This is a genomic window from Winogradskyella helgolandensis, assembly GCF_013404085.1.
Lineage (GTDB): Bacteria > Bacteroidota > Bacteroidia > Flavobacteriales > Flavobacteriaceae > Winogradskyella > Winogradskyella helgolandensis.
Map to the genome: position 1 here is coordinate 274,449 of NZ_JABFHO010000001.1, position 21,831 is coordinate 296,279.

The following is a 21,831-nucleotide window of genomic DNA, read 5'->3' on the forward strand; positions in this document are numbered from 1 at the left end:
CTTTTTCAATTCAAATAAACATAACACAAATTCATGAAAGCAATTAAAACTATAGGATTGGTAATTTTCTTAGTAGGATTAGCCATTTTTACCGCTTTACCTCTACTAGGTACCTTCAACTTAAATGAAGCCGATTTTAATACAATCGTAAAAGAACAGAACATTAAAAGTGACATTTTTATAAACGATTTAAAATCAAATGTGGTTGGCAAAGACTTTAATGGTATGCAAAGCCTTTCTCCTAATATATCCAAAGCTATAACTAATGCGAACGAAGCGCATATAAAAAATAAGGAATGGGATAAAAAAATCTATACCAGCTCTAGCGATATGGCTGCCATGATTGGTAAAAAATCAGCTAATGGATTTATTGCGAATAATAAAGGTTTAATGTGGCTACTGACCTTTGGTTTAGGCATTATTGGAGCATTAATGTTCATTTTGCCAAACGTTATTTTATTAGGTAAAAAAGGTATTAAAAACGATGGTATTTACCATGAAAGTGCTACCAATCGTGGTTGGATTGGCTGGATGGTTTTTATCTTTTTAGTCTCATTTTATTTAGTGCTTTACTTCGCATCAGAATACGCTACCAATTGGACACTTTTGGTCGACCCAATTAGTGAAGCTTTAAGTGGAAATCCTGCAGGTCATTGGTTTGTTTATGGTTTTATGTACTGTACTGTGATGACCGTAATGGCTGTAAGAATGTATATAAAATACCGTCACAATATTTATCAAGTATTTAGAACAACGTCGGTCTTATTCTTTCAAATTGTATTTGCATTTCTTATTCCAGAAATTATGGTAAGGCTACAAATGCCTTATTACGATTTTAAAAATGCTTTTCCTTTAGATTACGATTTCTTTTTCCAATGGAATTTAAAAGATCTTATCAATAATGGTGGAATAGGAATTTTTATTCTCGTTTGGGGCATCGTTTTAACCTTAATTATTGTGCCGGTAATGGTGTATTTCTTTGGAAAGCGCTGGTACTGTTCTTGGGTTTGTGGTTGTGGAGGCTTAGCAGAAACACTTGGTGATCCGTACAGACAACACTCTGATAAATCGTTATTTGCTTGGAAAGTGGAACGTTATTTAATTCATGCCGTTTTATTATTCGTTTTAATAATGACAGGTATGACGTTATATAGTTTCTTTACAGAAACAGGAACCGTTTTAGGCATTAAAACTTCAACTGTGCAAAGTATTTATAGTTTGGTAATCGGTTCTATTTTTGCTGGAGTTATTGGTACTGGCTTCTATCCTATTTTTGGGAATCGTGTGTGGTGTCGCTTTGGTTGTCCATTAGCTGCTTATTTAGGATTTGTACAGCGTTTTAAATCTCGATTTAGAATTACTACTAATGGTGGCCAATGTATTTCTTGCGGAAATTGCTCCACATATTGCGAACAAGGCATTGATGTAAGAGCTTATGCTCAAAAAGGAGAAAATATTATACGCTCTAGTTGTGTGGGTTGTGGTATCTGTTCTGCTGTTTGCCCAAGAGGAGTTTTGAAATTAGAGAATGGACCAGAAAAAGGACGTATTAATCCTACTGAAATTCTTTTAGGAAATGATGTAGATTTAATGGATTTGGTAAATGATAAGTAGGATTTAGTTTCAGTCTCATTAAAATATGATAGTTGACATGAGTTTTACGAATGCGTTGTATTTATCACCCTTTGCGCGTGAAATATTATATCACAAAGATTCACATAGTTTACACAAAGAGACCTATAGAAAACGCTTAACATAAATCTCCAATCATATTTATGATGATACTTATAATTAGAATTCTATAGCATCACTTTGCGTCACTGCGACTTTACGCGATTTAATTCTTACTTTTGCACCTTCAAACTCACTAAATGCCCAATATAAAAGTTATTATTCCTGCTTACAATGAGGAAGCTTCAATTCCGTTTGTAATTAACGCCATTCCTGAGATAGTTGACGAAATTATTGTGGTTAGTAACAATTCAACTGACAACACTGAATATAATGCTAAAAATGCTGGAGCCACTGTTTTAATCGAAAACCGAAAAGGTTATGGTTTTGCATGCTTAAAAGGCATGGATTATATCGCTAAGCAAGAAAAAAAAACAGACATCGTAGTTTTTTTAGATGGAGATTTTAGTGATTATCCTGAAGAATTAACGAAAATCGTTCAACCCATTATTGATCACAACATTGATTTTGTGGTAGGTGCTCGTGTTAAGGGATTACGAGAAGAGGGCTCAATGACTGTTCCTCAAATTTTTGGTAATTGGCTAGCAACCAACCTAATGACTTTATTCTTTCGATCTACATTTACCGACTTAGGACCTTTTAGAGCTATTAAATACGACAAACTTTTAGGGTTAAATATGGAAGATAAAACATATGGTTGGACTGTAGAAATGCAATTAAAAGTTTTAAAACAGAAGTTAAGCTATAGGGAAATTCCTGTTAATTATAGGAACAGAATAGGTGTCTCAAAAGTTTCAGGTACCATAAAAGGTGCTATCTTTGCAGGTATAAAGATCTTAGGTTGGATTTTTAAATACAGTTTTAAAAAATGATTCTCGAATCAATCGTTATTGTTATCTACACCATTGCCATAGTACTCATATTCATGTATGCTTTGGCACAATTAAATTTACTCTACAATTATTTATCGTCTAAAAAGAAAAGGCAAGATTGCGATACTTTTGACTTTTCAAATTCCGATGAAATTCCTCTTGTGACTATACAACTTCCAGTATTTAACGAAATGTATGTTATGGAGCGTTTATTAGATAATATTGCGCTTTTAGAATACCCAAAAGACAAGTTAGAGATTCAAGTTTTAGATGACTCTACAGATGAGACAGTTGCCACCACAAAAGCACATGTAGATCAACTAGCAAAAACAGGTTTAGATATTACACATATTACTAGAACAGATAGAAGTGGTTTTAAAGCTGGTGCCCTTAAAGAAGGTTTAAAAATTGCTAAAGGTGATTTTATAGCCATTTTTGATGCTGATTTTTTACCGCAACCAAACTGGTTAAAACGCACTATTCCGTATTTTAAGAATGAGAAAATTGGTGTTGTTCAGACACGTTGGGGACATATTAACCGCGATTATTCTTTACTAACTAAAATTCAAGCCTTCGCTTTAGATGCGCATTTTACATTAGAGCAAGTTGGGAGAAACAGTAAAGGTCACTTCATTAATTTTAATGGAACGGCTGGTGTTTGGCGAAAAACCTGCATTCTCGATGCTGGTAATTGGGAAGGAGATACACTTACAGAAGACTTAGATTTAAGTTATAGAGCGCAATTAAAAAATTGGGAATTCAAATATTTGGAAGATGTTGAAACACCCGCTGAACTACCTGTAGTCATTAGTGCGGCACGCTCTCAACAATTTCGTTGGAATAAAGGTGGTGCAGAGAATTTTAGAAAAATGCTGTGGCGCGTTTTAAAATCGGATAACATATCCACCAAAACAAAAGTACACGGTTTACTTCATTTACTGAATAGCTCTATGTTTTTAAGCATCTTTACAGTTGCTATTCTAAGTATTCCAATGCTCTATATAAAAAATGAATACGCGCACCTAAGAAACTACTTCTACATAATGAGTTTCTTTGTAATGAGTACCATCATTTTCTTTGTATGTTATTGGTTTATGTACCGCAGTATTTATGGTAGTGGTTTTAAAAAATTCTTTAGTTATATAGGTATGTTTTTCACCTTTTTCTCAATTGCTATGGGTTTTTCACTTCATAATTCTATAGCTGTTATTGAAGGGCATATTGGAAAACGCAGCGAATTTGTAAGAACTCCAAAGTTTAATATTAGTACCATTAGAGATTCATGGAAAGGCAATAAATACATTATGAAAAAGATGTCGCCTCACGTTATTATTGAAGGTATTTTAATGCTTTATTTTGCTTTTGGGATGTATAGTGCTTTTGTGGTTGGAGACCAAGGTGGTGACTTCGGATTGTTTCCGTTTCACTTAATGCTATTTATTGGCTTTGGCTATGTGTTTTTTAAGTCCTTAAGTTCTAAGGTGTGATTTCGCTTTGGAAATATCACAAAATTCCATTTCTATTTTTCATTGTTAGTTGCATCGTTTATTTATGGTTTGCTTACGATATAACTCGTGTTGAAACTACCCAACTGCTGCTTTTATATATTGTATTATTTGTAATTGCTTTTCAAATTATTCAGAAAACAGGCTTTAACTTCAAGCTATTAGTCATTTTTTCTATTGTATTTCGATTGTTATTTTTATTTGCAATCCCGAATTTATCTCAAGATTTTTACCGTTTTATTTGGGATGGACGAATGATTATTGAAGGTTATAATCCTTATTTATTTACACCTGATTCATTCATTCAAAATGGGAAATTTCCCATACCACAGGCTCAAGAATTATACAATGGCATGGGAACTTTAAGCGCTTCTCATTTCACTAATTATCCACCAATAAATCAATTGTGTTTTACCATTGCAGCTATATTCTCTGGACAAAACATTTTGGGTTCCGTGGTTGTCATGCGAGTCTTAATTATTGCAGCAGATATAGGAACCTTATTCTTTGGAAAGAAACTTTTAGAACGTCTGAAACTGCCATCTAATAGAATCTTTTGGTATATTCTAAACCCTTTTATTATTATAGAATTAACAGGAAATCTTCATTTTGAAGGAGTCATGATTTTCTTCCTAGTGTGGTCATTGTATTTATTACATTCTGGAAAATGGAAATGGGCTGCCGTCGTTTTAGCGTGTTCCATTTCCGTGAAGTTGATCCCTTTGATGTTATTGCCTTTGTTTTTTGGATGGTTCACCACTAAAAAGTTGAATGATAAAACAGAGACATTAGGTCTCTTAAAATTAATTACATTTTATACCATGGTAATGGCAACGACATTGTTCTTGTTCTTACCCTTTTTTTCAATTGATTTTGTAACAAATTACTCTAAAACAGTAGGACTTTGGTTTGGGAATTTTGAATTTAATGCGAGCATGTACTATCTCGCAAGAGCCATCGGCTACGCCATAACAGGTTATAATGAAATTGCTATTATTGGAAAAATACTCCCCATTATTGCGGTGCTTATAATTCTTGGCTTTTCGTTTTTTAAACAAAATAATAGCTTAGCTAAATTAGCAACGTCGATGTTGTTAGCATTAACCTGTTATTTGTTTTTGAGTACCACGGTTCATCCATGGTATATTGCAACTTTAGTAATCCTAAGTATCTTTACCAATTATAAATTTCCATTGGTGTGGTCGTTAGTGATTATACTCAGTTATTTAGCATATTCCAATACTGATAATTCTGAAAACCTTTGGATAATCGCTTTAGAATATAGCATCGTGTTTTCTGTTTTTATTTGGGAATTATGTTTCAAAAAAACACTGCCAGTTACCTAGCAGTCTAATATTATATATTCATTACAACTTCTTTATCGAAATTATTTTATACGTTTCGTAAACTTCTATATAACCATTTTCATCCTCTTCTTCGTGTTCGGTAATTTCATACGAAATTTCAAACCGCTTACCAACCAAGTCTTTAGCCTTTAAATTTACAGCTTTAAGAGCTTGTTCTGTAATTTCGGAAAAATACACCGTTTCTTCACTGTCTTCATCGTTTGGGTCCTCATTAATTAAAAAAGCATACCCATCATCTTCATCGTAACCATCAAAAGTTGCAATGGTAGTTACTTTTTCCTTTTCTTGTCCATTTTCAATAGAAATTGAGAATGCATTCGCGCTTAAAACCATTACCATAAGCACAAATACTGTAATTTTTTTTGTATTCATTGCGTTCAATTTTAATACCAAACTAATGTTGGCATGTATTAATTTAAGATTGTGGTTTTGGGAGTTTGCCACCTCAAGCCCAAATGCTTTTAGATTACAACCTCTTGGTTATAATTACTGTGGTACTTTTTGAAGAATTTATTTTTGTGTTATTCTGAATAAGGATACCTAATTAGGCTTTAAACATATCTTTAGAGTCTTTAAAACTCTTAAATTCCAACATATAATCGTTAGGATCTTTAATGAAAAACGATAAATGCTCTCCAGATTTATCTTTTAAAAATGTGGTTTGAGTCACTACTTTAAGCTTTAAGTCACTAAGCTTTGCATAGAGTTCTCCCCAGGTTTCAATATTTACAATAACACCAAAATGAAATGAAGGTAATAACTTACCTTCAAATACATAATTTGGACTATTGAAATTAAATTTTTCGGCTTGAATAAATGTTAATTGATGACCAAATAAATCTATATCTAACCAATTATCGCCAGTTCTGCCTAGAGAAGCTCCTATGTTTTTGGTGTAAAAGTTCTCAGTGTCTTCTATACTTAAACATGGCAAAGACATGTGAAATGCTGTTTCCATAATTCAACCATTTTAAATTTATAACAATTTATTATACAGTAAATTACAAAATAGTCTTAAGCGAGCAACTTAAGTTTAGTCAAAATCTTCGTCCTCAGCTCCAGGTTCTAATTCTGGATCTTGAACTGCATCTGGATCATCATCTTCAAAGTCTTCATAATCCTCTTCGTCATAATTTTCCATCGTTTGTTCTAGCTTCGTACTTACCTTAACCAAATATTTGGTGTCTTCTGTGGTAACTTCTACAGCTTCGACTGTTTCATTTTTTGCATTTTTAAACGAAATAACATTATCGTCATCATATCCATCAGGATATTTGTCTACCAGAAGTGCTAAAATTTCTGGTGTCAATTTTTTAAAATCAACTATAACTCGTTTTAAATGTGCGTCTTTTGGTTTCATTCCTTAATAATATTTCTAAAGCTAATTTTTTTTAAATATAATACTTATTTATTTACTCGAATAACATCATAAAAATCTTTTCTTCGATCTTTTAAATTTTTTACCGCACCAAATGAATGCAATTCTCGCAATAAGCCTAAGTCTACATCTGCTACTAAAATCATCTCTGTGTTAGGTGTGGTTTCTGCCTTAATACCATTACTTGGAAATGAAAAGTCGCACGGAGTAAATACGGCTGACTGGGCATATTGAATATCCATATTATTTACATTCGGTAAATTACCAACACTACCAGCAATAGCGACATAACATTCATTTTCAATAGCTCTTGCTTGAGCGCATAAACGAACTCTAGAATACCCATTTTGAGTATCCGTTAAAAACGGAACGAATAATATATCCATGCCTTCATCTGCTAACAGTCTTGATAATTCTGGGAATTCGGAATCATAGCAAATTAAAACTCCTACTTTTCCGGCATCAGTTTCAAAGGTTTTTAATTGATGACCTCTTTGCATTCCCCAAACTTTAGCTTCGTCTGGAGTCACATGAATTTTCTCATAACGCTCTAAACTTCCATCTCTTCGGCATAAATAACCCACATTATACAACACATCATCCACAACCTCTGGCATACTACCTGTGATAATATTAATGTTATAAGAAATAGACAATTGCTGCATTTTCTCTACAATAGTTTGCGTATAACCTGCTAATTCTCTAATGGCTTGTGGCTCGTGCATATGATTATACTTAGCCATTAAGGGTGCATTAAAAAACTCAGGAAATACGGCAAAATCAGAACGATAAGCAGACACACTATCTACAAAATATTCGACTTGCTGCATTAAATCGTCTAAACCATCATAAGGTCGCATTTGCCATTGAATCAACCCTAAACGCACTACCGTTTTTACACTGCTCGCTTTTTTATTAGGTTTGGTATAATAAATATTATCCCATTCCATTAAAACCGCATATTCGCTAGATGCTGTATCTCCTTCTAAATAGCCTTTTATAATTCTTATAGGATGAAAATCATTAGAGGTCTGAAAATTTAAAACCGGATCGTGAATTTCTTTATGCTTTACTTTCTGAATGTATTCTTTTGGAGAATATTGATCTTTATACTTATGGTAATTTGGCATTCTACCTCCAAAAACAATTCCTTTTAAGTTTAAGTTCTCGCATAATTCCTTTCGGTAATCATATAAACGACGTCCTAAACGTAAACCTCTAAATTCTGGTTTAATAAAGACATCAATACCATAAAGCACATCACCATCTGGATCGTGGTTCTTAAATTTATCACCTTCAATAATGTCAGCGTAAGTATGGTTGTCATCAATCTTATCGTAATCCACAATTAAAGACAACGCACAACCTGCCAACTGTCCGTCGATGCGAATGACCACTTGCCCTTCAGAAAAAATAGAGGTCAAACGTGCAATATGGTCCTTTTTCCAATACGAATTAAGAACACCGCCATAGGCTTCTAAGGTTGCCGATTTTAATTCCTCAAAATCGCCAACTGTTAGATAGCTTAATTCTATATTTTCAATTTTTTGTTCGTCCATGATTACATATCTAAAAGATAAGCAAAAATTAATGGTGCTACGATGGTCGCATCACTTTCAATAATGAATTTTGGTGTATTGATATCTAGTTTTCCCCACGTTATTTTTTCGTTTGGCACTGCACCTGAGTACGATCCGTAACTCGTTGTACTATCACTAATTTGACAGAAATAGCTCCAGAAAGGTGTTTCTGGACGTTCCATATCTTGATATAACATTGGTACTACACAAATAGGAAAATCACCAGCAATACCTCCACCAATTTGGAAGAATCCGATACCATTTTCAGAATTATTAGTATACCAATCTGCTAAAAATGTCATGTATTCTATACCAGATTTCATAGTGCTTGCTTTTAATTCGCCTTTTAATACGTAGCTGGCAAAAATATTACCCATGGTACTATCTTCCCAACCTGGACAGATAATAGGTAGGTTTTTTTCGGCAGCAGCATACATCCAAGAATCCTTAATATCTATCTCGTAATGCTCTTCTAAAACTCCAGACAACAACAATTTGTACATGTATTCATGTGGTAAATAACGTTCTCCGTTTGCTTCAGCTTCTTTCCAAATTTTAACGATATGTTCTTGAATTCTTCTAAAGGCCTCCTCTTCAGGAATACATGTATCTGTGACACGGTTTAATCCCTTTTCTAATAAGTCCCATTCATCTTGAGGTGTTAAATCTCTGTAGTTTGGTACACGTTTGTAATGTGAGTGTGCTACCAAATTCATGATATCTTCTTCTAAATTAGCACCTGTACAAGACACAATCTGCACCTTATCTTGACGAATCATTTCAGCAAAAATCTTACCTAATTCGGCAGTACTCATCGCACCAGCCAAAGATACTAACATCTTTGCACCAGAATTTAACTGATCTTCGTAACCCTTTGCCGCATCAACCAAAGCCGCTGCATTAAAGTGTAAATAATACTTCTCTATAAATTTTGAAATTTCTCCTTTATTAGTAGTCATCTTCTGTGTTGAATTTAGATTTTTTGTTTCCTGTGTTGTTTGAATCGTTAAAGTTACTTTCAAAACCATCTTCAATATTTTGATCTTGAAATTTGTAGCTCAACATTTTGTAGTACAATTTAGCCGCTAAGAAATCTGATGATTTATCATGTTCATTAGGGCATAATTCTACAATATCAAAACCAACTACATTTTTTTCTTCAAATACTTGTTTTAAGAACTCTAGTGTTTCGTAATAAAATAGACCACCTGGTTCTGGTGTTCCTGTGCTTGGCATAATTGAAGGATCAAACGCATCTAGATCGAATGTGATAAATACGTTATCGGTCATTTGGTCTATAGCAGCATCCATCCAACTGTCATCTTGCGCCATTTCATGAGCGAAATACGTTTTGTCCTCGTCCATAACGGTTTTCTCAAGAATATCCATAGAACGAATACCAACTTGAATTAAGTTAGTGGTTTGACTCGCTTCATAAACGGCACATGCATGGTTACAATTAGTACCTTCGTAGCTTTCACGTAAATCGGCATGTGCATCAATATGCAACACTGTAATATCATCGAACATTTCATTAAACGCTCTAATAGTACCGATTGATACAGAGTGCTCACCACCAAAAACAGTTACAAATTTGTTCTTTTTGATATATTTTTTTGTGGCTTGATGTACGGCTTCAACCATCGCTTCTGGCGACGCATTTTCTGTTACCGCATCAGCTAAGAACACACCTTGTTGATACACTTCAGAACCTGTTTCAATATCATAGAGCTCCATATTAGCTGAAGCATCTAAAAAAGCATCAGGACCTTTATCAGCTCCTTTTTGCCATGTACTTGTACCATCATAAGGCACAGGAATTAATACAATTTTAGCAGTTTCTAATTTTGCTAATTCTTCTGGAATACCAGCGTAAGTTTTTGTTTTCATTATTAAGTTATTCTAAGTAATTAGAAATTTAATTTAAATTTTTGATTTTGAAATCGAATTAGACTTAGTCTTTTCTACTTTAGTTTCTGGCTCATAGCCCAAAATACCTAACAGATTTTCACTTTTTTGCTGCTCTGCAAAAACTTTAGTGTTTAGATTACCGTCAGCATCTTTCTGGATTAAAATATGTTTTGGTGTTGGAATTAAGCAATGCTGTAACCCACCAAAACCACCAATAGTTTCTTGGTAAGCTCCTGTATTAAAAAAGCCAATATACAAGGGTTTATCCTTATTGTATTTAGGCAAATAAATAGCATTGGTATGCTGCTCACTGTTGTAATAATCGTCACTATCGCAAGTTAAACCTCCTAAAAGCACACGCTCATAGCTATCATTCCAGCGGTTAAGAGGCAACATTATAAAACGTTTATTAATTGCCCAAGTATCTGGTAAAGTTGTAATGAAAGATGAATTAATCATGTTCCATTTCTCACGATCATTTTGTTGTTTTTGGTACAAGATTTTATACAATGCGCCTCCACTTTCTCCGACTGTAAAACTACCGAATTCAGTGAAAATGTTTGGAACCGCAACTTCTTCTTCCTCACAAACTAATTTGATCTGATTCACGATTTCGTCTACCATATAAGCATAATCAAAATCGAAAGCTAATGAGTTTTTTATTGGGAAGCCTCCACCTATATTTAAACTATCTAACGTTGGGCAAATTTTCTTTAAAGCGGTATAAACCTTTAAACATTTGTGCAATTCATTCCAATAATAGGCATTGTCTCTAATCCCAGTATTGATAAAAAAGTGAAGCATCTTCAACTCTACTTTTTTATTATCCTGAATCTGATTTTTATAAAAAGGCACAATGTTTTTATAACCTATTCCTAAACGTGACGTATAGAATTCGAACTTAGGCTCTTCTTCTGATGCGATTCTAATTCCAACTTGGAATTTTCCATCAATTTCTTCAGATAACAAATCGATTTCCTCATAATTATCGATAATAGGAATACAATTTTTATGTCCGTCATTAATAAGGTTGGCAATATTAGTAATGTAGCGTTCGCGTTTAAAACCGTTACTTAATACAAACGTTTTGTCCGTAATTTTACCTTCCTTTTTAAGCGCTTTTACAATATCTATATCAAAAGCAGAAGACGTTTCAATATGAATATCATTAGTTAAAGCTTCATCTAAAACATGTTTAAAATGCGAACTTTTAGTACAGTAGCAATAGTTATACTTGCCTTTATAACCATGCTTTTTAAATGCATCAGCAAACCAAGTTTTAGCGCGTTGTATGTTATTAGATATTTGTGGTAGATAGGTAAATTTTAAAGGTACTCCATGGTCTTCAACCAATTTCATTAGGTCTATATCATGGAAATGCAGCTCTTTGTCCTCAAGTTTAAATTCATCTTGTGGAAAGTGAAAGGATTGATCGATGAGATCAATGTATTTATTGTTCATGTTGTAAATTAAAAATTCAAGTGATAAGTTAAAAAATATAAGCGTAAAAAGTGTTAAGGTTACGTTATATCATACCTGAATTTGGCTTTGTGTAGTTGGTACAAAACCATAAATATGCTGACTAGCAGCAATCGCAGAAGCGGAAGTTAGCTCTAAAATTCGGTTACTTATCCTATAAGCAGCTTTTGAAATTGACTTCCTAATTTTCAAAAACCCGAACATAAAAACATGTTTCAATTTGTTCAGCTAAAACTGGTTTTAAAATCCTATAAGATCTGCACCAATTTCAATACAAATGTATATTATTTTTTAATATGCGAACCTTTTTTTTATTTTTTTTTGAATAGTGATTTTTAGACAAATTACAACCGACTAGATTATTAAATGCAAGACTTCAATCTGATTTATTAGTATATCATCACATCGGTTTTTATTCCAACCACACATATTTATCCTCCAATAATACACCTTAACATTAAGCACAAAATATTATCATTAAATTTATCTAACTATTAATACTGCGCACTATGATTAAAATTACATATTACTTATATCTTTTATTGCTTCCAACTTTTGTTGCTAGTCAAAATTTAGTAGAAAATGGCAACGCGGAAGTCAGTCCAATTATAGAAAATGGATGGACACAAATTTCAGGAGATTGGCAACAGCGAACAACTTCACCATTACCACAAGAAGGGAGTGCTTATTTCTTTGCTGGTGCTAATAGTAGTGCTGAATTATTTCAAGATGTAGATGTTTCTAACAATAGCACAAACATTGATTCAGGTAATCAATACTATACATTTAGTTGTTATTTACACTCTTGGCCTCAAACACCTACGGATGAAGGTAGAGTTATAGTTGACTATATAAATTCAGTTGGAGATATCTTAGATACATATGATACAGGGGTTAATACGAGAACTGATGAATGGGTTTATTTTACAGATACGCGTTTAGCACCAATAGGAACAAGAACTATTAAAGTGACACTACTTTCTGAGCGATACCAAGGAAGTAACAACGATGGTTATATTGACGATGTTCAATTAATAGAAGGAGAAGGATTAACTATTGAGCAATTTGACGAACCTAAATTCGCTATATTTCCTAATCCTGCAAAACATAACATTCAAGTTTCGGGATTAACCGGTCATTCAAATTATAGCATCTATAATTTAATAGGAGAAAAGGTAACAACAGGCACAATTTCACATAATAAGCACATCAATATTGAAGCGCTTGCAAATGGCTTATACTTTATCTATCTAGATAAGCAAGTTTTAAAGTTCATTAAAAAATAGAAAGTACATTTAATTTTTAGGTTAGATACCTTTATTCAAATTCTTCTAAAGTTTAACTTATCTAGGTTGCAGTAAAGCAATAGATATTGAATCTAACGGAAACGTATCTCTCTATATTTCTAAAATAAAGAGATCATTTTCCAATCAAGTTCAGTAAAGTAAACACCCACTGTAATAAGATATAGGTCTGAATCTAATTAATAGGAATTTTAAGCCTAAACCCCAATCTCATTACAGGCGTATTGTTTTAATTTCATTGTTCCTTCTGTTTTAAGTTGTATATGCCACTTAAAGGCTTTTTCGAGACTATGTGGTGTATGTCCTCCCAACTTATAAGCATCTTCAAAATATTCTAAAAGCTGTGCTTTATATTCAGGATGTGCACAATTTTCAATAACAACTCTAGCTCTTTCTACAGGTGCTAAACCTCTAAGATCTGCCAAACCTTGTTCTGTAACCAAGATATCAACATCATGCTCACTGTGATCGGTATGTGAAACCATAGGAACTACATGAGAAATACGACCTTCTTTAGACATGGAAGGACAAGCAAAAATACTCAAGTAGCCATTTCTAGCAAAATCACCAGAACCACCAATACCGTTCATCATCTTAGTACCTGCAATATGTGTAGAGTTTACATTTCCATAGATATCAACCTCAATTGCGGTGTTAATTCCAATAACACCTAGACGATTAATGACTTCAGCCGCATTACTAATATTCTGAGGTCTTAATAGAAGTTTATCTTTATAGGCTTCAAAATTACTAAACACTTTTTTAGAACAGCCTTCCGTGACTGTCATTGAAGATGCTGAGGCAAATAATAATTTTCCAGAGTCAAAAAGCTCAAAAGTACTATCTTGAAGCACCTCTGAATACATGGTTAAATTTTTAAACTTACTGTTAGTAAAACCAGATAAAATAGCATTAGCTGTTTTGCCTATACCAGCTTGTAAAGGCAAAAGTGATTCTGTTAAACGTCCTTCTTCTACTTCCTTTTCTAAGAATTTAAGAATATGTTCAGAAATTGCCTTAGTTTTTTCGTCTGGTGCGGCAATCACAGCAGGACTATCTGGAAGCTCAGTATAAACAACAGCAACAACTTTGGCTGGATCAATTTTAATAAAAGGATCTCCAATTCTAGTATCAGACTCTAAAACAGAAATAACCTCACGATTAGGTTGTTTTTTAAGAACTTTTACATCATGAATACCCTCGAGACTCTCAGGAAATGTTGTATTGATTTCAATAATAATCTTATCTGCGTTTTCAGCAAAAATTGGTGAATTTCCAATAGATGTTGTTGGCACAATATAACCTTCTTCTGTTATTGATACCGCTTCAATAATGGCAATATCAATTTTAAATTTATCAATTTTCTGAAACATGTCTGCCGTTTGCCCTAAATGCTGATCTACATAAAGTACCTCATGATTATTGATACTCTTTCTTAAGGTAGGATCTGCTTGAAACGGCATTCTTTTATATAAAGCACCATTTTTTGCTAAGTCGGCATCAGTATTATATCCTAATGAAGCACCACTTATTACAGTAACCTTTAGATCTTCAAAAAGTGCTCGCTTTGCCACTTGTGGTAATACCGCTTTACTATCACCTGCTTTGGTAAAACCACTAACACCTAATATATGTTGATTTTTAATTAATAAAGCAGCCTTTTCTGGGCTCTGAATTTTATCTAAATAAGCTGAATACTTAACTCTCTGCATAGTCCTGATTATTTTATCTATTATAAGTGAAAAAATTACTGTTTTAGTTTCTATTATATTTTTCAATAAAAGTGAAAAGCAATTTATATAAGATATTAATTGTCTTTTTATCTAAAAAAGACTTTAAATTATTAATTTCGGACATAAATGGTAAAATAGCAACTATTGAAGTTAAAATTGTAAATATTATGGACACAAAATATTACTTGACAGAGGTTGATAAAATTCCAGATAGCATCTTTTGTTATCACAATTTAATGGGTGAAAATTTTATTGAATCACATAGCCATAACAAAGGTCAATTTTTATATACTGAAGGAGGTGTAGTACATATTAAAACTGATAGTCGCACTTACTATTTACCTGCACGACATTATATGTGGATTCCTCCAAAAACAAAGCATGCTATTTACCCAAATTCACCAAAGGTTATTATGAGAAATCTATATTTTCCTTTGGACGCAATGACATCTAATTTTTATAAAAATGAAGCTATTTACCCAATTAACAACCTACTTTTAGAGTTATTATTACATACAAAAAACTGGAATGGTGATGTTACAAATTCACAAAAAAACAAATATGCCATTGCCATTGCATTTAAGGCCCTTTTAGAGCAAACCACATCAAAGTCATTACATTTTGAACTGCCACATCCTAAAGACAGGCGGTTAATTGCTATTATAAATTATCTCAACAAACAAATTCACGAAGAGCATTTATTGCCTCAACTCGCATCAAAGTTTAGTATGACTAACAAAACATTATATCGATTATTTAAAAAGGATGTTGGCATGTCGTTTATTAAGTATTACACTAAACTTCGTATATTCAAATCTTTAGAATTCTTAATGAATTCAGATTATAACATTTCAGAAATTGCCAACAGAGTTGGTTATAATAGCTTACCTACTTTTAGTGATACTTTTAGAAAAATTATGGATAAACGACCTTCTGAATATAGAAAATCTAAAGGTGTTTATTTAAAATCCTAAACGTTATAAATGAATTTATTCAATAGTCATCATTTCTTTCAGTTTAATTGATGAACCAATACTTAATATAGTAAACTCGAACATTGAATTAAACGATAATCTTATAGCATTAGAAGAAGGTTTTTATTTAATAAATGAAAAAGGTAATCAATCACTATATATAGAAGTGAAATCTAAAAAGGTAAACGGTAAAAGACGAAATAGGAATAATTTTCAGAACGTAAAAGGCTTAAAGTGCACATTGAATTTTAGAGAACAACTAACTGATAATGGAAGGGTTTTGCGAAACAAAAAGATTATTATTACGGTTAGTATTTAAGAAATAAACGCAAGCGAGAGCGGTCTAAAACGTATAGTAGTAGGTTTAAAGCTTGGAATGACGATTTTTATTTTTAAATCACAAATAAAATACGCAGAAACAACAACTTAAACAAATCAAACTGACTATTCTATAATGCAAATTTTGAAGATTAAAAAAAGCACAATAAACGCAATAATAATCCTACAAAAATTAAATTTTAAGGCATTAAATCCTTAAATTTGAGATAGAAAGACATACGTATTATGACGTATCTATCTCACTTAGCGATTTATATAATCTATCCTCTTGCCTTAACAAGTTCATACAGTATCAATATTGCCAAATTAGAACCTGCTAACACCTCTATTTATTACAAAAACGAAGTCATTGTTATTGCAAAAGACTCAGCCAAAATTGCGTTTAAAAACAAAATAGTTAAAGCTTCTAATGACTCTCTGAGAATCGTAACAGCTTATTTTGAATACGGACAATATCTACATACCATTGGAGATAACGAGGCGTCTCTAATTAACTTAAACATTGCCATAAAACTTGCTGAACAAATAAACAATGATAAAAAAACTGCAGAAATTGGCAACTACCTCGCCAACGTTTATTGGCAAGCTGGTAAATATCAATCGTCAACAGACACCTTCATACTCGCCTATCAAAGTGCTAAAAAAACAAATGACAGTAGCCAAATGGCAAAAGTGAGCATGAATTTAGCCTCCAATTATAACTATTTAGGAGATTACGACCAAGCCATAAAATATGCACTCAATGCCTTAAAAATTAAAGAAACAGCCAAAGACTGGGAACGCATTTGTTACCATTATGTCGCTATGGCAACCATTTTTAAGGAAACCAATAATATTGAAAAATGGGACTACTACATTAATAAAGCCTACAAATTAAAAGATGTAGAGCATTGTGCTTCGTTTGGAGATATAGCAAAGATTTACAATAACCTAGGCTCTCTGTCTGTAAGAAAAGGTGATAACCAAAAAGCACTCGCATATTTCGATTCCCTTTTAGTTTTAAGTAAAGAAGTCAGTTTTAACAAAGGTATAAGTGCTGCTTTGGGAAACAGTTCTGACATATACAAAAGCCTTAACCAAACCCAAAAAGCCTTAGAGTTATTACTAGAATCTGAACAGTATTTTAGCGACCCTTATGAAATCATTTCTAACAATAACAGCAAAGCTGAACTTTACAGCTTATTAGGTCAAAAGAAAACAGCACTAGATTTGGTGTTAAAAAACACCACTTTAAATGACTTAAGATTTTACTCAATGGAGCACGAAAAAACCTTGAGTTTATTATCGCAACTGAGTGCTGATTTACAAGATTACAAAACAGCTTATAAGTGGAATGACTCCTTAAGAATTCTTGAAAACAAACTACGCGACGATAAAGTTCGTAAAGGGATTGAAGAATTAGAAACTAAATATGAAACCGAAAAAAAGGAACAGCAAATTGACTTACTAACCACAGAAAACGAACTTAAAAACCAAAGAATTAAAGCAGGATTTGTTATTGTTATAATTCTAATTGTTATTGTACTGCTTATTCTTTACATCCTTAATATTAGAAACAAGCAAGCCGAATTAAAGCAAAATAATTTACGCTTACAAGTATTAAGAACTCAAATGAATCCGCACTTTATATTCAATGCTTTGGGTTCTATTCAAAATTACATGTTGAAAAACGATGCTCGGAAAGCTTCGCAATATCTATCGCAATTTGCGTCGTTAACACGTGCTACTTTAAGTTATTCCACAGCAGAATCCATCTCTTTAGCTGATGAAATTGGCATGTTAGAAAACTATATGGCATTAGAAAAAATGCGAAAACAAGACAGGTTTGATTATTCTATTAATTACGATGAAAATTTAGATCTAGATTTTATTAGAATTCCACCAATGCTCAATCAACCTTTTATTGAAAACGCTATAAAACATGGCTTTAAACATATTAATAAAGGAGGTGTTTTAACCATCAATATAACAGACAAAAAAGATTGGATTGAATTTATTATTGAAGATAATGGAGAGGGATTCCCAAAAGAATCACCAAAAGGAAATCATAAATCTATGGCGATGTCCATTTTTGAAAACAGAAGAAAACTTATAAAACAGAAATATAAAAAAGATTTTAAGTTCCAAATTTTAAACTTACAAGACGAATATCCAAGCCAAACTGGTGTACGAATAACTATATATATACCCATTATAAATGATTAAAGCCATTATTATAGACGACGAAACTGCCATGAGAGCAGTTAATAGCCAATTATTATCTGAATATTTTCCAGAAATAAAACAAGTAGGCACAGCGAGTTGTATTAAATCAGGTATTGATTTAATACATAAGGAAAATCCCGATTTGGTTTTATTAGACATACAATTGTCTGATGGTTCTGGGTTTCAGCTATTACAAAAATTACCATCCTATGATTTTAAGGTCGTTTTTATTACTGCATTTGATTCGTTTGCCATAAAAGCCATAAAATTTAGTGCTATAGATTATATTTTAAAACCGATAAATGAAATTGAATTTCAACAAGCCATACAGCGCGCTATTGAGCTAATCGAAAAAAAAGAGCACACAGAATCTCAATTCAATGTTTTAATGGATTCGTTTAAAAAAGAATTGCAGAACAAAAAGCTCGTTTTACGTACTCAAAACTCCATACATGTTGTTGACATTAGCGATATTCACTTTTGTAAAAGTGATAACAGTTACACCACCTTTTATTTTGATGATAACGAAAAAATACTCGTTTCAAAAAGCCTAAAAGAATACGAAAGCTTACTTAAGGAGTACGGTTTTTTCAGACCTCATCAATCCTACTTAGTAAACCTCAATCACATTAAAAAGGTAGACAAAACGGATCATGGCTTTATTATCATGAAAAACAAAAAAGAAATTCCTATTTCTACGCGCCAAAAGAAAAATCTAATTGACTTGTTAGATCATTTATAAGTAAACTTTACTACTTCAAACAATTTAAACATCTATTCGCCTAAGCTAATCTAGGTGAAACACTTATCTATTCGCTTCATTTGATGCATTTAACATTCATTTCCACTAGAAAAACATAAAATTGTGTTGCAAATTCCATTCAAAAACTAGCGAATTCAAAGTGCCTTACAACGCAATCAAATTCACTGAAAAACAACTAAATATCTATTGTAAATTTATATGACAAACAACGAGAGTCATGAAAACTTTACACATAAAAACAAGCTCTAAACATCTGTTTAAGATCCTATTGGTTTTTAGTTTACTCATTACCATTCCACAATTTTCTAACGGACAAATTTTAAAACGACTTAAAAAGAAAGCCGAAGATAAAATAGAACGCGAAGCTGAAAAGAGAGCCGAAAAACGTATCAATACTAAAATTGATAACGAATATGACAAAGCCGAAGATGCTATAGATGGCAAAGACAAAAAGAAAACAGATAGTGCTTCAGAAGAAACAAAGTCTAAAAAAACTGACTCTAATCAAAACAAAAAAACTAGTGCAGAAACAAAAAATGAAAAACCAAATGTGGCTTGGAGTAAGTTTGATTTTATACCTGGAGATACTGTGATTTTTGAGGATGGCCCAAGTATAAATGAAGAAAACGGTGAGTTTCCGAGTCGCTGGGATTTAATTGAAGGAGGGACTGAAGTTGCTGAATTTAATGGAACACCAGTTATAATGTTTCTAGACGATGGTGCTGAAATAATTCCGTATTTAAAAAATTCAAGCGAAGATTATTTACCCGAAGTTTTTACAATAGAAATGGATGTATGGTTTGGTGAAGAACAAGCTTTTAAGAGATATTGGATCGAGTTTTTTGATAAAAAAAATCAAAGACGTGGTGAAACTACCGATTTAGAATTATACCCAAATGGATTAGAATATGGATCTTCAAATAAAAGATATCCAGGCAGAGAAAATGTAAACTGGGGAGTAATAGTTGAACCTGCTTGGAGACATATATCTATAGCATATACAAAAGGTAAATTTAAAGCTTATATGGATGATACTCGTTTGATTAACATTCCTCATCTCGAGGGAAATCCGACCGGAATCACAATTGAATCTGAGTCAGGCTCATATACATATATCAAAAACATTCGTATTGCTAAAGGTGGAGTTAAATACTATGACAGAGTTTTATCTGAAGGAAAAATCATAGTAAACGGTATAAAATTCGATGTAAATAAAGCCACCTTAAAAGCAGAAAGTATGGGTCCAATTAATACTATTTTCGACTTAATGCAAAAACAACCAGAACTAAACTTTAGTGTAGAAGGCCATACAGATAGTGACGGTGGAGACGAAGCCAACATGGAATTATCTAAAGAAAGGGGAAGAGCCGTAATGACTAAATTAATAGAAATGGGAATATCAGCAAACCGACTTAAATCTAATGGGTATGGAGAAAGCCTGCCTATTGATAACAATAGTTCACCAGAGGGAAAAGCCAACAACAGACGCGTAGAATTTGTGAAATTTTAAACTAATATAAAACCAAACTATCATGAAAAAAGTAAAGCTATTTTTCGCATCAGCAATTATAATATTGATTGCATTTACAACACAACAATTAGAAGCTCAAGACTCTAAAATTTTAGCAGGAGCTGGTATTGCCTATGCAACTGAAATAAATTCAGCAGCCATTTTTGCCAAAGGCGTTTATCAAATTAACGATGAATGGGAAGCTTCTCTAGGTATCAACTATTTCTTCCCAAAAGGAGAAGGAGCGTATGAAATAAAATGGTTAGGATTTGATTTAGATGCACATTATGTATTTTCAAAAACGGACAATCTTGATTTCTATGGCATTGCAGGATTAAATGTTATGCGTGTTAGCATACCAAGTTATGATATTGATTATGGTGATTATGATTTCCCTTATGATGATGAACCTACCACATCAACTAGCACAATAAGTAATACAGAGACCGGTATCAATTTAGGTGCAGGTGCACGATATAAACTATCTGATAATTTATACGGTTTAGGAGAAGCTAAATATGCTATAAATAATGGTGGATACTTACAAGTATGCGCAGGTGTTTTGTTTGGATTTTAAAAACAATATCGCTGAAACGAAAGTGAATTCAACTTCATTTTACAGACCTAAAAAATTAAGAAGATTAAATAATAATCACAAAACAAACAAATCATGAAAAAATCTATTGTAGTAATCGTCATTTTATTAAGTGCGTTAAGTCTAACGCTAAGCTCATGTAGTAGCGACGATGACTCAGACTCAAAACCAACACTAGCAACTGGAAGTTATGAAATTTATTTGGACGGAGTACTTTTCTTGGAAGGAACAAATGCAGATGTAGGTCTAATTAAAGACGACCAAGGCAACTACGTAAACACCGTTACTATTGGTACGGGAACTGAAACCGCGATTATAGTTTCTGGTTTTCCAACATCAATTAGTGGTGAATCCAATATGGATTCAGACGGAGACCCTGGAGTTAATATAATTGCAGGACAAAACCTTTATGATACAAGATCAGGAACGTTAACACGTACATCAGCCAGCAGAATATCATTTGACGGCACATGTACAGATTGGCCTAATTTACAATCTTATAGCATAACCGGTTTTGTAGAATCTACCGCTTGGGAAGTTATAGATTAATAAAACAAAAGCTCTTTTGGAAAAATATGACGTAACGCTTATTTATTAGAGCAATGCAAGAGTGCATACTTATAA

19 protein-coding genes are annotated in these 21,831 nt (G+C 32.7%); 11 read left to right on the forward strand and 8 right to left on the reverse strand.

The features are described 5' to 3' along the window. Window positions 1-33: 33 nt before the first annotated feature. From HM992_RS00990 to HM992_RS01005, 4 genes are all read left to right on the forward strand, one after another. Window positions 34-1,614, forward strand: a complete 1,581-nt coding sequence (locus HM992_RS00990) for a 4Fe-4S binding protein (protein ID WP_179318231.1) — start codon at window positions 34-36, stop codon at window positions 1,612-1,614. A 257-nt stretch (window positions 1,615-1,871) separates the two neighbouring features. Further along, on the forward strand, window positions 1,872-2,564 hold the full coding sequence (locus HM992_RS00995) for a glycosyltransferase family 2 protein (RefSeq protein ID WP_179318233.1): 693 nt from the start codon (window positions 1,872-1,874) through the stop codon (window positions 2,562-2,564). Then, window positions 2,561-4,051: a cellulose synthase family protein gene (locus tag HM992_RS01000; RefSeq protein ID WP_179318235.1), complete on the forward strand. Its 1,491-nt coding sequence runs from the start codon at window positions 2,561-2,563 to the stop codon at window positions 4,049-4,051. The genes HM992_RS00995 and HM992_RS01000 overlap by 4 nt, the downstream gene beginning before the upstream one ends. After that, entirely contained in the window at window positions 4,048-5,415 is a 1,368-nt protein-coding gene (locus HM992_RS01005) for a mannosyltransferase (RefSeq protein WP_394366257.1), read from the forward strand. The genes HM992_RS01000 and HM992_RS01005 overlap by 4 nt, the downstream gene beginning before the upstream one ends. A gap of 21 nt (window positions 5,416-5,436) precedes the next feature. On the opposite strand, the gene HM992_RS01010 is transcribed toward HM992_RS01005, so the two are convergent. From HM992_RS01010 to HM992_RS01040, 7 genes are all read right to left on the reverse strand, one after another. Beyond that, on the reverse strand, window positions 5,437-5,808 hold the full coding sequence (locus tag HM992_RS01010) for a hypothetical protein (protein WP_178983294.1): 372 nt from the start codon (window positions 5,806-5,808) through the stop codon (window positions 5,437-5,439). Window positions 5,809-5,980: 172 nt separating this feature from the next. After that, window positions 5,981-6,394 (reverse strand): VOC family protein, encoded by a 414-nt coding sequence (locus HM992_RS01015; protein WP_178983293.1) that lies wholly within the window; start codon window positions 6,392-6,394, stop codon window positions 5,981-5,983. Between the two features lie 75 nt (window positions 6,395-6,469). Then, window positions 6,470-6,796 carry a hypothetical protein gene (locus HM992_RS01020; RefSeq protein ID WP_178983292.1) on the reverse strand — a complete coding sequence of 109 codons (327 nt, stop codon included), beginning with the start codon at window positions 6,794-6,796 and terminating at the stop codon, window positions 6,470-6,472. A gap of 44 nt (window positions 6,797-6,840) precedes the next feature. After that, on the reverse strand, window positions 6,841-8,373 hold the full coding sequence (locus HM992_RS01025; protein ID WP_178983291.1) for a carbon-nitrogen hydrolase family protein: 1,533 nt from the start codon (window positions 8,371-8,373) through the stop codon (window positions 6,841-6,843). Window positions 8,374-8,375: 2 nt separating this feature from the next. After that, a complete protein-coding gene (locus HM992_RS01030) occupies window positions 8,376-9,353 on the reverse strand; it encodes a deoxyhypusine synthase family protein (protein ID WP_178983290.1) in 978 nt (325 codons plus the stop codon). Beyond that, entirely contained in the window at window positions 9,343-10,284 is a 942-nt protein-coding gene (gene speB, locus HM992_RS01035; protein WP_179318237.1) for an agmatinase, read from the reverse strand. Before speB ends, HM992_RS01030 begins: the two co-directional genes overlap by 11 nt. 33 nt (window positions 10,285-10,317) lie before the next feature. After that, window positions 10,318-11,766, reverse strand: coding sequence for an arginine decarboxylase (locus HM992_RS01040; protein WP_179318239.1), 1,449 nt, complete (start codon window positions 11,764-11,766; stop codon window positions 10,318-10,320). Window positions 11,767-12,293: 527 nt separating this feature from the next. On the opposite strand from HM992_RS01040, the gene HM992_RS01045 reads away from it, so the two are divergent. After that, a complete protein-coding gene (locus tag HM992_RS01045) occupies window positions 12,294-13,070 on the forward strand; it encodes a T9SS type A sorting domain-containing protein (protein WP_178983287.1) in 777 nt (258 codons plus the stop codon). A gap of 215 nt (window positions 13,071-13,285) precedes the next feature. On the opposite strand, the gene HM992_RS01050 is transcribed toward HM992_RS01045, so the two are convergent. Further along, window positions 13,286-14,800 (reverse strand): succinate CoA transferase, encoded by a 1,515-nt coding sequence (locus tag HM992_RS01050; protein WP_178983286.1) that lies wholly within the window; start codon window positions 14,798-14,800, stop codon window positions 13,286-13,288. A 71-nt stretch (window positions 14,801-14,871) separates the two neighbouring features. Between HM992_RS01050 and HM992_RS01055 the strand changes: the two genes are divergently transcribed. The 6 genes from HM992_RS01055 (at window position 14,872) to HM992_RS01080 (ending at window position 21,756) form a co-directional block, all read left to right on the forward strand. Next, complete coding sequence (locus tag HM992_RS01055; protein WP_317167536.1) at window positions 14,872-15,795, forward strand: AraC family transcriptional regulator; 924 nt, start codon at window positions 14,872-14,874, stop codon at window positions 15,793-15,795. A gap of 564 nt (window positions 15,796-16,359) precedes the next feature. Beyond that, the gene (locus tag HM992_RS01060) at window positions 16,360-18,339 is read left to right on the forward strand and encodes a tetratricopeptide repeat-containing sensor histidine kinase (RefSeq protein WP_179318241.1); all 1,980 of its coding nucleotides are present in this window, start codon (window positions 16,360-16,362) and stop codon (window positions 18,337-18,339) included. Next, window positions 18,332-19,081, forward strand: coding sequence for a LytR/AlgR family response regulator transcription factor (locus tag HM992_RS01065; RefSeq protein ID WP_179318243.1), 750 nt, complete (start codon window positions 18,332-18,334; stop codon window positions 19,079-19,081). The genes HM992_RS01060 and HM992_RS01065 overlap by 8 nt, the downstream gene beginning before the upstream one ends. Window positions 19,082-19,319: 238 nt before the next feature. Then, window positions 19,320-20,612 carry an OmpA family protein gene (locus tag HM992_RS01070; RefSeq protein WP_179318245.1) on the forward strand — a complete coding sequence of 431 codons (1,293 nt, stop codon included), beginning with the start codon at window positions 19,320-19,322 and terminating at the stop codon, window positions 20,610-20,612. 22 nt (window positions 20,613-20,634) lie between these two features. Then, window positions 20,635-21,189, forward strand: a complete 555-nt coding sequence (locus HM992_RS01075) for an outer membrane beta-barrel protein (protein WP_178983282.1) — start codon at window positions 20,635-20,637, stop codon at window positions 21,187-21,189. A gap of 93 nt (window positions 21,190-21,282) precedes the next feature. Then, window positions 21,283-21,756, forward strand: coding sequence for a hypothetical protein (locus HM992_RS01080; RefSeq protein WP_178983281.1), 474 nt, complete (start codon window positions 21,283-21,285; stop codon window positions 21,754-21,756). Window positions 21,757-21,831: the final 75 nt, after the last annotated feature.

Coding starts and splice junctions, on each gene's coding strand:
- HM992_RS01000 (WP_179318235.1), top strand. CDS start 2,561: ATGATTCTCGAATCAATCGTTATTGTTATCTACACCATTGCCATAGTA.
- HM992_RS01040 (WP_179318239.1), bottom strand. CDS start 11,766: ATGAACAATAAATACATTGATCTCATCGATCAATCCTTTCACTTTCCA.
- HM992_RS01080 (WP_178983281.1), top strand. CDS start 21,283: ATGAAAAAATCTATTGTAGTAATCGTCATTTTATTAAGTGCGTTAAGT.
- HM992_RS01065 (WP_179318243.1), top strand. CDS start 18,332: ATGATTAAAGCCATTATTATAGACGACGAAACTGCCATGAGAGCAGTT.
- HM992_RS01075 (WP_178983282.1), top strand. CDS start 20,635: ATGAAAAAAGTAAAGCTATTTTTCGCATCAGCAATTATAATATTGATT.
- HM992_RS01015 (WP_178983293.1), bottom strand. CDS start 6,394: ATGGAAACAGCATTTCACATGTCTTTGCCATGTTTAAGTATAGAAGAC.
- HM992_RS01020 (WP_178983292.1), bottom strand. CDS start 6,796: ATGAAACCAAAAGACGCACATTTAAAACGAGTTATAGTTGATTTTAAA.
- HM992_RS01025 (WP_178983291.1), bottom strand. CDS start 8,373: ATGGACGAACAAAAAATTGAAAATATAGAATTAAGCTATCTAACAGTT.
- speB (WP_179318237.1), bottom strand. CDS start 10,284: ATGAAAACAAAAACTTACGCTGGTATTCCAGAAGAATTAGCAAAATTA.
- HM992_RS01060 (WP_179318241.1), top strand. CDS start 16,360: ATGACGTATCTATCTCACTTAGCGATTTATATAATCTATCCTCTTGCC.
- HM992_RS00990 (WP_179318231.1), top strand. CDS start 34: ATGAAAGCAATTAAAACTATAGGATTGGTAATTTTCTTAGTAGGATTA.
- HM992_RS01070 (WP_179318245.1), top strand. CDS start 19,320: ATGAAAACTTTACACATAAAAACAAGCTCTAAACATCTGTTTAAGATC.
- HM992_RS01010 (WP_178983294.1), bottom strand. CDS start 5,808: ATGAATACAAAAAAAATTACAGTATTTGTGCTTATGGTAATGGTTTTA.
- HM992_RS01050 (WP_178983286.1), bottom strand. CDS start 14,800: ATGCAGAGAGTTAAGTATTCAGCTTATTTAGATAAAATTCAGAGCCCA.
- HM992_RS00995 (WP_179318233.1), top strand. CDS start 1,872: ATGCCCAATATAAAAGTTATTATTCCTGCTTACAATGAGGAAGCTTCA.
- HM992_RS01045 (WP_178983287.1), top strand. CDS start 12,294: ATGATTAAAATTACATATTACTTATATCTTTTATTGCTTCCAACTTTT.
- HM992_RS01030 (WP_178983290.1), bottom strand. CDS start 9,353: ATGACTACTAATAAAGGAGAAATTTCAAAATTTATAGAGAAGTATTAT.